Below are 16,840 nucleotides of genomic sequence, written 5' to 3' on the forward strand. Positions count from 1 at the left end.
GGTTAGTTCACTATCAGTGCTTCAGCCTCATTAGCCGAGAATACTTTATCTATATTCAAAATCATGACAAAATCGTCATCTATCTTGCTGATGCCGCTGATAAAATCTTCGCGGTACATCGTTTTCAGGCTGGATGATGGATGAATTTGTTCGGTGGGTATGTCAATCACTTTCTGTACGGCATCAACAACAGCACCTGCCAGTACCGTGTCTTTTCCGGTTTGAATACTAAGCACAATAATGCAGGTATCAATAGTAAATGTTGCTGATGGCATTCCAAATTTATTACGGGTATCAATAACCGGCAGAATGTTGCCGCGCAGGTTAATAACGCCTAGCATAAAATCTGGAGCCTTTGGGATTTTGGTGATTGCCTTCATTTCCAATATTTCCAGTACCTGACTTACATTAATGGCAAATTGCTCATTATGCAGTTTGAAAGTTAAGTAAGAAGGTATTTCTACAGTTAACATAATGCAGCTTTTTTATTTTGTAAGTACTGTTCAGCTACTTTATTAGGGTCTAAAACAAGTGCAATGCTGCCATCGCCGAGAATGGTAGCGCCCGAAATATTTTCCATGCCCTGAAAGTGTTTGCCCAATGGTTTTAAAACAGCCTGAAATTTACCGAGCACCTGATCTACAATAAAGGCAACCCGTTTCTCTTCTACATATACCAGTACGATTTCTGAAGTGTCTGAATAATTGCTATAGTTTTCAAACTCTTCACTTAAGCTGATAAATGGAATCTGCTGTCCGTCTAAAATCATTATATTATTAAAACGGTTAAGCTGGCGGACAGCTGGAGCTTCATAGCATCTATCAACAGATGATAGGGGAATTACATAAGACGTTTGGTTAACTTTAATCAGCAGGCCATCAATAATAGATATAGTAATAGGAAGCTTGATAGTAATGGTTGTACCTTGGTTGATAACCGAAGTAACTTTTATTCGGCCACGTACATCTTCAATGCTACGTTTAACCACATCCATACCAACACCCCGACCAGAAATCTGGCTGATTTGTTCAGCAGTAGAAAATCCGGGTAAAAAAATCAGGTTTAATACTTCATTTTGTGTTAAATAATCATCGCTACTGATTAAACCACGTTGTATGGCCTTGTTTCTAATCTTTTCCGTGTCCAGGCCTTTCCCGTCATCCTGAACTTCAATAAATACATGGTTACTGGCACAATAGGCTTTCAGTAAAATGGTACCACAAGGATTCTTTCCAAGTTTCTGGCGGGTAACTGCATCTTCAATACCATGGTCAATGCTGTTTCTAAGCACATGCATCAGCGGGTCAGACAGCCCCTCCATGATGTTTTTGTCTAATTCGGTTTCAGTACCTTCAGTAATAAATTTTATCTCTTTATTAAGTTGTGCGGCTAAATCTCTTACTAATCTGTTAAAAGGCGTTATAATAGTTTTTAACGGCACCAAGCTGATGCTAAATGCGTTGTCTCTTAAACGTGTAAGTATTTTTTCTAAGTTTTCCGATACACCTATTAACTCAGCATAAGGATTCTGCTCGGCCAGTACACCTAACTTGGCTTGCAGCGTAATTAGCTCGCTTACCAGGCTCATGAGTGTATCTACCTTTTCTGAGGGTACCCTAATGCTGGAGATTACCTTTTTACTCAAAAGTTCTGCCGATGACAAAGATGTAATAGTCGGTTGAGAACTTACTATATCAGTTTGAATCGGTTTTGCTTGTAGCTCAATTTTTAGCGCACAACGTCCTTCTACAAAAACAAAAGGTTGTTTGATTTCCTCTATACTTGCTTTAGTTGTTAGCGTTATTTGCCATGAAGTATAACAGCGTGTTGGGTCTAAATTTTCTAGTGCTGGAAGCTGTGTTAAATTATTTTGCACTTGGCATTCGCCCAAGGTAGCTAACTCATGTAATATCACTAATGGATTGGCACCATTATAAAAGTAATCCTGATGTGGCTGAAAATTAATTATAAAGGTGTTGGTTTCTACACTTGGCTCTACACCTTCTGCCTTGCTGGCAACTGCTGCAATAGTCTGTAATAAGGCTTGATGCTTTTCGTTTGTTGACAATCCTTCATCTTCTGCATGCTGAACCATCCATGATAAATGGTCGGTTGCCGTAAGTGTTATGTCTAATACTTCTTTAGTGACCTGCTGTTTACCGCTGCGAATGTATTCATAAATCGTTTCCAGATGATGCGTAAAATCAGCTATAACCTGATAGCCAAACATAGAGCTATTACCTTTTATAGTATGCATAGCACGAAACACCTGTTCAATCAGTGTCTTATCTGTAGGAGAACCTTCCAGCAGCAGCAAGCATTTTTCTAGCTCTGTAATCAGCTCAAGGCTTTCATCTGTAAAATTATCTTTGTAAGAATCCATCTTAGCTTATCAGTTTATCTACAGTGATTACCAGCTTATCTTTAAGATGATTTTTACTAAAAAGTAAGGTTGCTCCTTGATTATGAATGTATTCCGCTATGTTTTCATCCGGGTTGTTCACAAACAGCATAGCAGGTAGAAAACGATAATCATCAAGGTGACGCATCTCTCTGATTAAGGTTATGCCGTCTTTAACAGGCATGTTGAGGTCAGTAACAAGTAAGTCAAAATCTTGTCCGTTAAGTTGCGCTAAGGCTTCATCACCATTATTTGTAGGAGTAACTTCATAACCCGCTTTTTTCAATGTGTGCGCAACAAGCCTGATTACCATATCAGAATCATCAACCAACAAAATCCTTCCTCTCATATCACTTAACTTTAAAAAGCTGGTCAAATCCTGACAGCGCAATTATGTTTTGCAGGTAAGGTGAGAAATCGAACGAAAAGCGAAAAGGTTTAGATGATGATTCAGCACTTTTTTTAAATGCTACAAGTACCTGCAGGCTGGCAATATCAATGCGGGAGACGTCGGTTAAATGTATAGTGCCGCCGGCAAAGCGGTTTAAGACAGATGCAAGTTGCCCCTGCAATGATGCCGCATGGTTAACCAACAGCTTTCCTGTAAGATGCACAGAAGCCTGTACATTATCTGTGGTAACGACACGGACGTTAAAACTCATGATAGAAATTATTAACCTGCTTACGAATAGATAGCAAAGATGTTACATTGATAACCATCATATATTAAGCTTTAATTTACATGCTTTAAGAATTCAAGTTCTTAATTAAAGTCATTAAAGAAAAATACAGGTAATAAGCTAGTTGCTTTGTCTAGGCTACTTTATACAAGAGTGGAAATTTTAAAAGATGAACTTATTGGTCAGTTGAGTTTTATTCAATTAAAAACTTTGTGTATATGAATTAGATTGAGGGTGATCAAGCAAGGAGCTAACTATATATGAAATAGCTTACAGGAACTATCATTATACTTTATCTCCTTACTAGAAGTCTATGCAAACCGTACTTTGGGAAATAAAGAAGATGTTTGGTCATTCAAGACTTTTTAAACAACTGGTATTCTAAAGTTAAGGATGTAAATCATGTTAAGTAAAGCTAGTGAGCAAAGTGCGGTTGAAAGTTTGAAAAATGAATTTTTGGACAAGACAGAGAAGATGTAATTTATCTTTTAATACTGAAATTAAAAGATTAAACAAAGTATGAACTTCATCATAAAGCCGCTCTCATACACTATATACAAGCTACTTAACTCTTGATAAAAATTAAATTTTTGAATAAACAAAATTTCTTTAAGCCTTTGTTTCTTTCTATCAAATACCTATAAGAAAAAGCATTTTTTTATAGAAAACGCCTTATATTTTAATCTAATAAAGTCCAATTACGTTTAGCCTGAACAGTCTGTACCAGCTGCTGTTCGGCAACCACGATATTTTCTTTTCGTTGTCCAATATATTCTAAGGTGCTTAATTTGTTCCAAAGTGCAATAATAACCCTTAAGAATTCATCAACTACATTCATTGATGAGCGGATATCATGATGATTATAAACCACCTCAATTAGCCGGGCCAGTAACTCCTCAAAATTTCCTGGCGTAACATCTTTCCATTCGTAGAAATATTTAAGTAATTCTTCGCGTTCATTGCCAGCTATACTTTTAATAGAACTAAAGAAAATATGTGCCATTTCCGAGAAATAACCCACCAATATAATAGGTGGTTGTTGGTAAGCCACATTACGATAAGAAAAATATATTCGAGCAATATAATCCAGCATTTTATCGCATAACATTTTTACGTTTTTACCAATAGGCGATATTGTATCTTTAGACGTAATTTTATCAATGATGCGGAAAGACAACAGTTGAAAATCGTTTAGCTGATTGCTAAAAGTTTCATAATATCTAATCAGATCCACGTGGCTCAGCAAAGTACTGCATGGAGGGATATAATTACTGATAAGTTGTACGCCCGAACTGTTTCGTGTAAACTTGCCTATTTCTAAATAATGGTTGTTCTTAGCACTTATTTGCGATGCCAATAATATGTTGATGCTATAAAAGCTATTCACTTCTGGATACCTTAATGGTGTTTCTTCTGGGTCAGGTTTGCCGCCAGGTACTCTCTCGTGCGGGTTAACAGTTAGTACAATATAATAAGTTTCTACCGAATCGTTTATGGTATCTTGGGTAAAATAGTGGGTAAAGGTAAGTTCTTCGCCAAGTACCTGGGGCGTTATGTGGATACGGTAGCCTTCTGAAGTAACTGCATTACACTGTCTTATTTTTACCTGTATATGGTTAGATGCCCGCTCACTAATTTGTATATCTAGTGATGAAGTTTCGCCGTTGAAAGGAGCCAATAATCCAAAATTGTTATTGTTTAATGCAAGGGAATTACTGTCTCTTACAATATCCTGAATAAAGTTATCTGTTTGTACGAAATGACCGCTTGATATCTTCATGCCGTCAACCCAATTCACGGATTTATACTTTAAAGGTAAATACATAACGTTAAAAGCTTTTAGTACTTATAAATAAACGGCTTCATCCCCTTGGCGCTCGATTACACTGGCAACCTCCGAAACTCGTTTGGCAAAAATGGTAAATGACTCTGTAATGTGATTTTGCTCAATATCTAAATCGGGATCAATAAACTGCCTTTGTTTAAAAAACGATGGTTTAATGTAAAATATCCATTTGTAGTATTCACCGTTGCTTTGCTGATATTGTATAGGCACTTCTGGAAATTTGAGATTATAATCATCAATAAACTTTTGAAACCACAAACCATAGTTCATATTGCGCGGTGCTTTGGCTTTAACTTTTAATGGTTCAACATCCTTAATATTTTTATATAAATTTACTTCTAAAACCAACAGGCGGTTAAAATCAAGATGTTCCATACTTATATCAGCAGGAACTACCGGATATTGCCATATTTTATAAATTTCTAGCGGGATGTTTAAAAATGCGATGTAAGCCCACCAAAACAAAGTAGGCAGTAAAAAAGCAAAAATTGAAGAAGCCGCCCAAATTCCATACTTAAGATCATTCAGCCAATCAAACGCCAGCCTAAATAAGAACAAGCCAAGCAAGCAGGTTATCAAACTGCATAAGAAGAAGAAACCCTTGCGCTCCAACAATTCGCTTTCATAATAGATGCCGGCTAGCCATATGAAGACAATGCCTAAACTTACATAATATAGCTGGCAAATAATATAGCCCCAAGGCATAAAATGTAGGTCAAGAAAGCCTAAAAACCCAGGTAAGCCAAGGGTTATAGCTGTGAGCAACATAATAACTATAAGCCTTTTATTATTTAATACTTTGTTCTTTTTATTGATAATGGTCATTATTGCCGTTGCAATTAAAAACATTACCGGAAAGAGCAGGTAGCGGATAAAAAAGGATTTAACGTCCATAAAAGTTATAGGTCTGTATAGATAAAAAAAAGCCCACTTAATTAAATGTGAACTTTGTTTAATCAATTACCATTAATTATGGTTATTGTTTCATAAACCAGCACAAAAAACAAGTTACATGAATGTCAATTTCAACCAACTTGATACAGACTTTAAAGCAGTAACTTTAGCTGCGGAGCTTATTGAACAGGGTAGTGTAGCTGCCGACAATATTGTTATATTACCAGTTGGCCCTCAAAAAAGGGCCTATGCTAAAGAGATTGAGAATGTAACCAATTATACTTCCATTTACCGTAATCGGCCAATGCTGGTTATAAATATCAACAGGGAAGGTTTGTATGACATGCTGCCCGAAGGGTTATTCCATCAATCACCGGCTTCAAGTGTAATGATTACTGAAGAGGAGATGATTAAGGATATAGCCGCTCGTAGAGAAGAAGAAAAGCAGGCCCGGTTACTTTTTGCACCGCTGGAAACAGAATTATATCACATTCGTACTGTTGTTGAGCTTTATGAAAACCGCCTTGATAAAAAAAGTGATTACGACGAGTTAGTAAACATTTTTTTGAAGGAATGGCGAGAGTTTAAGTGTTTTACCAACGAGCAAATGGTTATCTTGATGCATGTGCTTCCAGTTATACATGAACAACGTAATAATCTAGCTTTTATCGGTAATGTATTAAGCATTATGTTTAAAAGTCATTTTGAGTTGCAGTATGAACTAAAAAGAACAAGTTCATCAACTGTAGAAAGCGAACACCTTGCAACAAAACTTGGAATAGGAATATTAGGTGTCAACTTTATTGCAGGCCAGGTCTATGAGCCTGAAGAAGAATTAACTATTACCATTGGGCCAGTTACCGCAAACCAAATGCTTAACTACTTACCCGGCACGCGTGCTGCTCAAGCACTAGATGTACTATTATCATATTTTATACCGCTACAAACCATAGTGAATACCAAATTTGTAGTAGGGGCTGAATGCCAAAAAACAGTTTTGGGCTTGGAACAGGAAAATTCATGTTTAGGTTTTACCACTTATCTGGGTACTATTAATTATTAATAAACAATCGGTAATTTGAGTTGATTACGCTTCTACTGGTTAACTTAGATTCCAGCAGGGTTAACAAAGTATCCCATTCTTCTGTTGATAGCTTAACTTCATCAGCGGGTTTCAAATACACATCGACTGTTTTTTTAAATCCTTCTTTAGGATTGCTTGATACTGTCAGGCCTTTACTAATTTTAACATCGGTTATTTTATTGCCGAGCTCATAAAAACAATAGCTAATTAAATCGGCTTGGGTCACAATACGGTCTTTGGTGGTTAGGCCATACTTATAGGCTTGTACACGTTCGGTTGCTCCAAGGCTATCACGTCCTCCCAGGGTCGAAGTCATTAATTGTAAACTATCTGGTTTAATTTTAATTGTTTCAAATTGCTGTAAGCGCGCACCTCTGCGTATGTTGTTAGCTGCATTGGCCAGGGTGGTCCAGTATTGCAGGTAAAGCATAGTTGCTTTATCTCCGGGCTTCACTATAAGGTAATTAAATGGCTCATGCCCTTCTTCTGCAAGGCGAGACTTTTTTTCAATTATAGCTAAGTTCTGCTCCAGTGTTTTTAACACACTATTTAAAAAATCGGTGCCGTAGCTCGCAAAAGCGGCTTTTTCATCGCGCAGTAATTCAAGAAGATATTCAATCATCTGTCGTGCATTGCGCGAATCAAACCGTTCTGCACCTCCATTGCGTATAGAGTAGCTCCCTTCAAAGTTGTGAGTTGCCTGAGTGTAAGGTATTTCGCTGTAAAATACGTTTCTGTCATCGTGTACTTCTTTTACAGATAAGAAGTGATCCTTATCTGTTACTTTGATAGGTATGATGTTATTTACTTCCCTTAAACGGTATTTCTGCTCGTGTTTTTTTCTGTTCAATACCGGAAAGCAATTTACAGATACTTGCAAATCTTCAATTATCCCCGGCGATATAGCCGCCGGAAAAGTAAGCTTTATCCAAACGCAAGATTGAAGTCTGCTTAATTCGGATGGATTAAACATGGTTGTAAAGGCATCCGGAAAAGTTTGACGGTAACTACTTATGTCTGTTAACTTATTGTCAATTAAAGAAATAAATCGATTAGTGTAATACTCTTTAATGTCGCGGGTAATAAGATTAATTATATCTTGTTCGTAAAATACTGGTCGGCTTCCGGCATCTTGATCTTCTTTATAGGTTAGCCCTGGAGCCGTTTCAATCTCCTCGTCGTTCACATAGCATTTTACAACAGAAAGTAGTTTGTAAAAATCATCATTAGCTGCATAGTCAGACCACTCAAAAAACAAAGACAAATTTTGCAGATTGTTTAATGCTGGCGCACAATCAATACCTAACCATAATGTATTGTGTTCCGTAGTTAATTTAGACAATGTTGTTAACACGGTATTACGTCGCATAAGCTCATCATATTCATATAAGTTTACACCACTGTAAGTATACCGTATGTTAGCATTAAACAATGCTACCTCTCCCACAGGAGAAAAGAAAACTGTAGGTTCTCCCGTACGTGCAATGTCGTTTGAAGACTGTCGTTTATAAAAGAAGTAGTTATCTATATTAATAAACTCCCGGGTTTCTACAGGCTGGCCTTTAAGCACCGCGTGGGCAGGCAAGGCTGAGGTAAGATAATCGGAGGCTAAGATGCGTGATATTTTACTCAGTACCCTATTTTCTAAGTTTTTTACATCGTTAGATACATTAAAAAGTTCAATGCTTAAAGCCTCTACTAAAAGCCTTACCATGGGGTCCATGTCATTTATATTGGTGGTTCCCCAGTAATCCATAGCATTACGCAGCATCCGTGTCCTGATGTCTTCTTTAGTATTAAAAAGTATATTGCTCATAGCTTAGGCAGATAACGGACTTAAAAACAAAGAAGTAGTGAATACATAATTTTCGCCGGTTTGCTGCATTTTCCCGCTTACCACAATTTCTACCTTCTTTTTAATTTCGCTTACATTTCTTAATGGGTAAAATTTGTTTACTTCTTTAATGTGCACATTAATATTTATATCATAAATACGTTTTTCGTATTGGGTTATTGATCGTAAAAGTGACTGTCTGAGTTTTTCTTCCCATATACTTTCACTAATAATCAACTCAAAATCTAGATCCCAGATTTCGCATCCAAAATCGGGTTTAAAACGGTGCTCACCGTAGCGGGTAAAAATTATAAGTTCTATATACTGAGAAATAGAGGATCCAATATCTTGTTTATCAAGATCTTGTCCGCTAAATATTTTGCTTAATCTAAACGGCTTATTATATAATGGTGAAGGCATGGCTATAAAAGGCGTGTAACTGTGGGTTAAATTTCATTTATGAATAAACAAATCATTTCTTAAATAGTTGTAATCACAATCTCGCAGGTTGAAAAATACTTAGCAGATCAGGGAGTTAAGCATTAAAGTTCCATTAATAATGCTTGATAGTGGTGAAGAAGTCTTAAAGAATCTTTAAACTTTGTTGATAAATTGAATGAAGCCAGAAAATAGTAGCGATCTGCGCAATGCCTATATAAGGTTTATATTGTACTTCACAACTTTAATTGCTTTTAGTATATTAACGTTATACTGCTTTTTCCTTACTTCAGACCGTGAAGTGGTCATGCTTAACGAACGGGTAAAACAATCCGACAACCTGATTGCGATACGTAGCGATATCAACAACAACTTTGACATTATATTACAACGTATGCAACAGCTGTCGCAATACACGAAGATGAATGCCGAGGAGATGAATAACCAAACTTTGTTATTGAACGACATTCAGGAATGTAACTTGAAAATACAAGGTAAGCTACAGCAAAATCCTGTTGCTTTAAAAAGCTTCGAACTGTATAAAAAGCTGAGTGATAATATATCAACAGAAGCTAATATTAAAGATTCTTTGTTTACCACCCGGTTTCAAATAGAAAGTTTGCGTTCGCAACTCGAATCTTGCAACCGAACAAACAAGTCAGCAGTTAACAGAATTAAAGGGCGTTTCGGACGATAACCATTATGATGAAGTTTAGTGTTAAAGAAAGGCGAGAAAAGTTTCTACTCTTTCTAGGCATGTTTTTGTTTACTGCTACTGTACTATGTGTGGCTATATTTTACAATTATAGCAATGGTAGCTCTATTTCGAAGAGCGAGTTTTCTAAACGGTTACAAGAAGAAAATCGGTTTGAAACAGCTGTTGAAGAAGCCTTACCCACTATTGATACTACTTATGCACGTATAGTAAAATTTAATCCTAATGTGCAGGCTTTGTTTTTGGAAAATGATATTAAAAATTCTATTACAGCTATAAGGTCCTACTACAATGCACGGCCTTATGATAGCAGGTACAAGAGCTTTATTTATGCATCTAAAATACAAGAAGATCTTTTTTATGATAAAAGAGAACTTAGGGGAAATTCTTACAACGACATTGTTCGGCTCAATAAACTTTTAGATGATTGTAAGCTTTCTACCCGGCAGCTACAGCAAAGCCTCAGTACTCCCGGACGTTAAAATAAACAATTGATTCTGTACTATAACCTCACCTTAAACCATGCAAGACGATTACAACAGCGGCAGGCCAATTAACACTAACAGGCAAAGTTATTTGTTTCTCTACATAATAGTCACTATCCTGCTTTTGGCTGGCCTTATCTTTTTACTTAAAAGTTCATTATTTGACAAAAGAACCATTAACGCTCGTATTTTAAAAGATGAGATTTTTTTAAATGAAGATCTTGTTTATTCGGACAACACAGCTAGCGCAAAATCGTGGTTGTGGGAGTTCGGTAATGGAGACCGCTCTAAGCAACAGAACGGCAGTTACCGGTTTAAAAAGCCAGGTGCGTATATTGTTAGAGTAACGGTTGATGGAAATCTTCAGCAGCAGTTTCCTATTAATGTAAAAGATACTGTGGCAACGGCTGTTAGAGATACCCTTTTAACCATCAATGGACCAACTCGCGGTATTGTTAACGAAGAGGTGAGACTGGAAGCGCAAGGCAACGCCCGTATTTACGAGTGGTCTTTTGGTGAAACCGGTCGTGTGGATATTAAAGGGCCAACTGCTTTGTATGTGTATCACAACCCCGGTACTTATTTTGTAAGGTTAAGGGTTGATAATAACAGTCGGCCTATTTACCATAAAATATTAATTACTAATCCCGACTCTACCTTTAACACCATTGTAGCACCTGGTGAAAGTGAACAAAAAGTTGTAGATGATATACGCGCACACTTGCAGGCCATAGCCAATGGATCCGATTTCAATAATCATTATTATTATTTGGTAAATAAATACTTCTGTGGTGATGAAAAGGTAACTGTGAACATAGAGAATAACGGCGACAGTAAGCAAACCGATTTTTATTCATACTGTATGCGCTTAACCTTTGGGGGTGGAGTAACTATTGATGAAGCTGAAGTAGCATTAAAAGCTAAATCAACTTGCTCAAACTTGCTCACCGTTAAGCAGCATTCATCCACAACAACCGGTATCAAACGCACCAAATAACTAGCCTATCCAATCATGAAAAATATATCATTTGTTACCATTCTGCTTTTTACCTTAGCGGCTAATGCACAATCACCGGTATCTATTAAAAAAAAGGTAGCTACCCTGCCTAAAGCTTTTGAAAAGCCAAACAGCAAAACCAATGTGTACGATGATGGTAAAACCACATCATTGCCTTGGATAGTTTTCTCTGATCGTGATGAAAATTATACCTATACCGCACCAGGCGGATCATTGGTAATGAAAAAAGTGAAATTTATGGAGCCGTTCTATGTAAGTAGAGTTCGTGACGGTTATGTTAAGTTGATTAAGTACCAGCCAGGCATTGTACAAGGGCGCAAGCTAACCAACAAAAAAGGTGCGCAAAGCTACGGCTGGATTAGTAAAGACAAAGTATTGCTTTGGCAGTCGGCTTATGTAAGTGCCAGCAGCAGTTATCCCGAAAAAGCTATAACGCTGGTATCTGGAAAGGGGCCTTTAACTTCGCCAGCCACTTACTATGATCGTACCGATTCTCTCTATGTTTTTGACTCTCCTGAAATGGAGCATAAAAAATCAAAGTTGGCTTTACATCAATTATTGTATATATTCAAGAAGTCGGCCGATGGTAAAACCTTGCTAGTGGGTTCTGAACCTCAACTGATTGCAGATAGTGCAGCCCGAAGTGTTTATGGCTGGGTACCCGCTGATGCTGTACATAACTGGGGCAATAGGCTTTATATTAGTTCGGCAAAAACAGGCTTTGATGCTGATGACTCTGTAGCCGCAACCATCAATAAGTCTCTGCAGTTTACTGGTCCTGGTAAAGCTTCTTTTACTTTCGATCCGCTTATAGATCAAGATCAACCTTTAATGCGTAGCATCCCGGTAATTTCTTATCCGACAGTAGGTTCAACAACAAGTAACATGGAGCTAGGCATTGCTACCGATGTTTATGATAAATCGCACAACAGTATCCTGAATATCAAAGGCGGGCATATAAGCTATAAAGAATACCTTGCTATTCGCAAGAACATCCGGAAGGTTAACGTAGTATTTGTGGTAGATGGTGGAAGTTCCATGCGTAATTACTTTCCGGGAATAACTAGTACTATACAGTCTTTCGAAAATGTATTTAACATCTATAACAAAGGCAATGAAATTAGTTATGGAGCAGTAGTTTACCGCGGCGCTAACAACTGTTCAACTAGTGGTATTGAAAGGCAGGCTTTTGATGCAGATTATAGGAAAGTAGTTGCTTTTTTGGATAAACAAGCTAATATAACTACGTCATCATGTATTACAGCACCTAATAGTCAACCCGTATTTGAAGGGCTGCATGCCTCATTAAATATGTTTGGCAATCACAAGCACGAAACTAATTTAGTCGTACTTATTGGCAGCACTGGTAACAGTATGGAAACTACAACAGTGTACGATATGGCTACAGAAGTGGCTAACGCCGATGCACGTTTGCTGGCTATACAAGTTTATAGCGATTATAATCCCATATATAACGATTTTGTAATACAGGCACGTAAACTGGTATCCGAATCAGCTATGCAGTTGGCCGAGCGCAAGAAAAACCGCATGGTAGTTGGTGAAGGTTTAAGTAATACGCAGCAATTCAACGTTTCATTATCTGACTCTATTTCTTTTTACTTGGATTATCCTAAAAACAGTTTAGTTCAGGGTGCGGTAATTTTTCCACCCAAAGGAGTAGTTAAATCCAATTTAGCGATGGATGGTGCACTTAAACGCTTGATGCAAGAAACCCAAGCCGATATTTATACGCAAGTACATTCATTAGATAGTGCGTTCAGGCTAACCGGGCGGGAGTATCGTTATGTGACCCCAGTAGTCATGTCTCAGTTTCAGGCACCAGTATCTACCGACTTGGGTAATAACTTGCCGCATAATGCTTTCAAGTATTACTTGACCGCACAGGCACCAACCAATTTAGTAGCTGACAACCCTACGCAGTTGCAGTACTTGGTTATCTTAAATGAATCGGAGTATAAGCAGATGTCTGATATTCTTTCAATGATGATTGGTGAAAACCTGGAGCAGGATGCCAGTAATTACCGCAGAAAGCTGTTTAAAAATTACCTGAAGATTTTGCGTGAGTACATGGGACAAAAGAATGTATCAAGGTCAGAGATTAAGAACATGCTGCTAAGTGATTATATTCAAAAAGCTACTGGTATGATCGTTCCCACAAGTGTTAAAGAGCAGTTCAATTATAAGGTAGTTCATTTAAAGCGTAGTGGCACTATGCCACAGGCGCAGTTTGAAGCTTACATTAATTATCTCATTAAAAGTCGTAATACTATTAAACAGCAAGCTTTACTTCAGCAGCACTTTACATCTAATGGTAAAATGTATTATTATGTGACCCAGGCAAACTGGAACAATTAGTGTTCAACCTTTAATATTATGAGCGTAATTAGTTTAAGCGAATCGGTTAAAACCGCAGTAAGAGTAGCCCAGTCTCTGGCAAAAGAGTGTCATCATAAAGAGTTTGGTCCAGCCCATTTGTTAAAAGGTTTGATGCATCAAGAAGTGGGGCTGAGAAGCTTTTTAACCTCTATTGATAAAGATGTTGCTTACATTAGCGATTGGGCTGATATCCGCATGGAAGAATATCCACAGTCTATTACTGTACCTGATGAAATGCTGGGTAACGATGCTGTTAAAGTTGTATTTGATGAGTCAGATAATGTGCGTGTAAAGTTCGGACTTGATGTTATAACACCTGTATGTATCCTGATTGCGCTTACGAAACCTAACGTGGGCTTTAATGCCGGACAGTTAAAATCGTTCCCCTTAAAGGAAAAAGAGTTGCTGGATGTATATATACAAGATGAAGGTGTTCAACATGCTGTAGCATCAGCACCAGATAATGGAGGTGCTGTCAGCTCTGGTAATAGAAGTACCACTGCGTTGTTGAAATATTGTGTGGAGCGTACTGATTTAGCACGTCAAGGTAAAATAGATCCTATTATAGGACGCGATAAAGAAACGCGGATGATTATGGAAATTTTAAGTCGCCGCACAAAGCCAAACGTAATCATAACTGGCGATGCTGGAGTAGGTAAAACTGCGTTGGTGGATGGATTTGCTTTAGAAATAGTAAATAATCAGGTGCCACAATCCTTGCTCAATGTAAATTTATTTGAGCTTGATCTCGGTTCTCTTATTGCCGGAGCATCTTACAAAGGAGAAATAGAAGATCGGCTTAAAAGTATTTTGCGCGAAATCAAGCAGTTTGATAAAGCCATTTTATTTATAGATGAAATACATACGCTATTAGATAGTAAAGGTCCTATTGGTGGAGGCGTAGGGAATTTACTTAAACCAGAGCTCGCTCGCGGAGAGATTACTGTGATTGGTGCAACTACTATTGATGAGTACCGCAAAATTATAGAGCCAGAACAGGCTTTTAGCCGTCGTTTTGAAGTATTACAGGTAAATGAGCCTGATGTTGATACGGCCATTAAAATGCTTGATAAATTGGTGCCTTACTATGAAGAGCATCATGGGTTGCAAATCAGCAATGAGGCGGTGCAAGATTGCGTACGCCTAGCTAAGCGTTACATGAAAGATCGTCGTTTGCCCGATTCTGCCTTTGATCTGATGGATCGTACTATGGCTGCCATACGGCTGATGAATGATACCTCAGGTATGACATTGGCGGAGTTGAAAGAAAAGTTTGCCACACTTAAAGATACTGAAGGTGGAGCCGGAACAAGCGAGTACAAATGGCTTTACAGTTTAATGCAAAATAAAACCAGCGCAGTACTACTCGGAAAATTAGAAGATGAAGCGCAGGTGAGCAGTTTTGAAACTGCTGATGAATACATTGAATATTTTGACCGGAATTTGCCATTGCTGGAGCGATTAGCTCAGGATAAAACAAGCGAAGTAGATAAGCAGGATATTGCCGCTATTATATCTTACAAAACTGGTATCCCACTTGGCAAGATACAAGCTCATGAAAAGGAAAGGCTCTTAAATATGGAAGCATTCCTCAAAAAACGTGTGGTTGGTCAGGATCAAGCTTTAAAAGCAGTTGCCGATGCGATACTTGAATCGCGTAGTGGTTTAAACAAAAAAGGCCAGCCCATAGGCTCATTCTTCCTGCTCGGCCCAACTGGTACAGGTAAAACTGAGTTGGCTAAATCTATTGCCGATTTCTTGTTTAATGATGAAAAGGCGATGATCAGATTTGATATGTCAGAGTTTAAGGAAGAGCATTCTGCCGCATTGCTGTATGGTGCGCCTCCGGGTTATGTAGGCTACGAAGAAGGTGGCCTGCTGGTCAATAAAATACGTCAGCAGCCTTATTCAGTACTGCTTTTTGATGAGATTGAAAAAGCGCATCCCTCGGTGTTCGATATCTTTTTACAAATACTTGATGAAGGCCACATGCACGACAGGCTCGGCAAAGAGGGTGATTTTTCCAATTCATTAATCTTGTTTACTTCTAATATTGGTAGCGAATGGATTGCCGAACAATTAAACCAAGGGCATTTGCCTACCTCCAACCAGTTAATGGAAGTAATGGCTCACAAATTCAGACCCGAGTTTTTAGCCAGAATATCTGAAATAGTTCCCTTCAAGCCTATTGCGGAAGAGAATGTGGTTAAGATATTTGATATTCAATTAAAAAGCTTAATAGATTCTTTAGAGAAAATGGGTATTGGCTTTTCCATTAGCGACGATGCCAAAAGCATGCTAGCTTTAGGAGGCTTTACTCCTAAATATGGTGCAAGGCAGTTATCTGGTGTAATCCGTAACCAGTTAAGGCGGCCAATATCAAAGTATATTATTTCGGGCGAACTAACAAAAGGACATACCATAAGTATTGATAAGCAGCAAGGAAGCGATGAACTCGCTTGGAAAATTAATTAATTATTAACCGTTTGATACATTGCTGCTTGTGAAAACAATTTTGCATCAAAAGCATTTAGTATAAAATAATCAGCATATATCACACTTGATCCCATACCTATGTTTAATTATGAAATAGGAGGAAACGAAAGAAAAGTCGATACCTCAGAAGCATTTGGTGAGATATCTCCCAATAAAACATTATTCATACAAAAGCTTACAGACAACGAACCTCTTCGGCCTGAAAAGGTAGAAGGTTTAAAAACAGTTGAAGAAGTTTTTGAACATTATAATCCCAATGTTAATGTAACACTTGACAAACAGGATGGTTCAGTGATTACTGAAAACCTAAAATTTAAAAACCTAGGTGATTTCGGAGTTAAAAACTTGGTGCAGCAAAGCAGTTATTTGCGTAAACTCAATATCGAACGCGAAATGTATCTGAATATTATTAAGCAGCTGAAAACCAATAAAACATTAAAAACAACGCTTGATAATGAAGAAACAAGAGCTGCCTTCGTGAGCGCACTTAAAAACTTTGTTAAGGAACTTGATCAATAACATTTCGATATTACCCTAAACAGTAACACGTAT

The 16,840-nt window shown here is 37.7% G+C and carries 15 protein-coding genes; 7 read left to right on the plus strand and 8 right to left on the minus strand.

The features are described 5' to 3' along the window. Positions 1-2 precede the first annotated feature (2 nt). The 6 genes from HH214_RS11935 to HH214_RS11960 form a co-directional block, all read right to left on the minus strand. The gene (locus tag HH214_RS11935; RefSeq protein WP_169607948.1) at positions 3-473 is read right to left on the minus strand and encodes a chemotaxis protein CheW; all 471 of its coding nucleotides are present in this window, start codon (positions 471-473) and stop codon (positions 3-5) included. Next, positions 467-2,383, minus strand: coding sequence for a chemotaxis protein CheA (locus HH214_RS11940; protein WP_169607949.1), 1,917 nt, complete (start codon positions 2,381-2,383; stop codon positions 467-469). Before HH214_RS11940 ends, HH214_RS11935 begins: the two co-directional genes overlap by 7 nt. A 1-nt stretch (position 2,384) precedes the next feature. Then, positions 2,385-2,750, minus strand: a complete 366-nt coding sequence (locus HH214_RS11945; RefSeq protein ID WP_169607951.1) for a response regulator — start codon at positions 2,748-2,750, stop codon at positions 2,385-2,387. Position 2,751: 1 nt separating this feature from the next. Continuing rightward, positions 2,752-3,063, minus strand: coding sequence for an STAS domain-containing protein (locus tag HH214_RS11950; RefSeq protein ID WP_169607953.1), 312 nt, complete (start codon positions 3,061-3,063; stop codon positions 2,752-2,754). A gap of 697 nt (positions 3,064-3,760) precedes the next feature. Then, entirely contained in the window at positions 3,761-4,879 is a 1,119-nt protein-coding gene (locus HH214_RS11955) for a hypothetical protein (RefSeq protein WP_248282083.1), read from the minus strand. 48 nt (positions 4,880-4,927) lie between these two features. Beyond that, complete coding sequence (locus HH214_RS11960; protein WP_169607957.1) at positions 4,928-5,821, minus strand: TssN family type VI secretion system protein; 894 nt, start codon at positions 5,819-5,821, stop codon at positions 4,928-4,930. 118 nt (positions 5,822-5,939) lie between these two features. On the opposite strand from HH214_RS11960, the gene HH214_RS11965 reads away from it, so the two are divergent. After that, entirely contained in the window at positions 5,940-6,884 is a 945-nt protein-coding gene (locus HH214_RS11965; RefSeq protein ID WP_169607958.1) for a type VI secretion system baseplate subunit TssG, read from the plus strand. On the opposite strand, the gene HH214_RS11970 is transcribed toward HH214_RS11965, so the two are convergent. Together HH214_RS11970 and HH214_RS11975 are read right to left on the minus strand one after the other, a co-directional pair. Continuing rightward, positions 6,874-8,721, minus strand: a complete 1,848-nt coding sequence (locus tag HH214_RS11970) for a type VI secretion system baseplate subunit TssF (protein ID WP_169607960.1) — start codon at positions 8,719-8,721, stop codon at positions 6,874-6,876. The two genes, HH214_RS11965 and HH214_RS11970, sit on opposite strands and share 11 nt — an antisense overlap. Before the next feature lie 3 nt (positions 8,722-8,724). Continuing rightward, on the minus strand, positions 8,725-9,159 hold the full coding sequence (locus HH214_RS11975) for a GPW/gp25 family protein (protein ID WP_169607962.1): 435 nt from the start codon (positions 9,157-9,159) through the stop codon (positions 8,725-8,727). Positions 9,160-9,355: 196 nt separating this feature from the next. Here HH214_RS11975 and HH214_RS11980 point away from each other — a divergent pair, with 196 nt between their 5' ends. From HH214_RS11980 to HH214_RS12005, 6 genes are all read left to right on the plus strand, one after another. Continuing rightward, positions 9,356-9,874 carry a hypothetical protein gene (locus HH214_RS11980; RefSeq protein ID WP_169607964.1) on the plus strand — a complete coding sequence of 173 codons (519 nt, stop codon included), beginning with the start codon at positions 9,356-9,358 and terminating at the stop codon, positions 9,872-9,874. A 5-nt stretch (positions 9,875-9,879) separates the two neighbouring features. Further along, a complete protein-coding gene (gene tssO, locus HH214_RS11985) occupies positions 9,880-10,374 on the plus strand; it encodes a type VI secretion system TssO (RefSeq protein WP_169607965.1) in 495 nt (164 codons plus the stop codon). A 40-nt stretch (positions 10,375-10,414) separates the two neighbouring features. Continuing rightward, on the plus strand, positions 10,415-11,374 hold the full coding sequence (locus tag HH214_RS11990) for a PKD domain-containing protein (RefSeq protein ID WP_169607967.1): 960 nt from the start codon (positions 10,415-10,417) through the stop codon (positions 11,372-11,374). 15 nt (positions 11,375-11,389) lie between these two features. After that, positions 11,390-13,771: a type VI secretion system protein TssR gene (gene tssR / locus HH214_RS11995; protein ID WP_169607969.1), complete on the plus strand. Its 2,382-nt coding sequence runs from the start codon at positions 11,390-11,392 to the stop codon at positions 13,769-13,771. 18 nt (positions 13,772-13,789) lie between these two features. Next, on the plus strand, positions 13,790-16,267 hold the full coding sequence (locus tag HH214_RS12000) for an ATP-dependent Clp protease ATP-binding subunit (RefSeq protein ID WP_169607971.1): 2,478 nt from the start codon (positions 13,790-13,792) through the stop codon (positions 16,265-16,267). Positions 16,268-16,366: 99 nt separating this feature from the next. Then, entirely contained in the window at positions 16,367-16,807 is a 441-nt protein-coding gene (locus HH214_RS12005) for a type VI secretion system contractile sheath small subunit (protein WP_169607973.1), read from the plus strand. The last annotated feature ends 33 nt before the right edge of the window (positions 16,808-16,840 follow it).

The sequence above is a fragment of the Mucilaginibacter robiniae genome (assembly GCF_012849215.1).
Lineage (GTDB): Bacteria > Bacteroidota > Bacteroidia > Sphingobacteriales > Sphingobacteriaceae > Mucilaginibacter > Mucilaginibacter robiniae.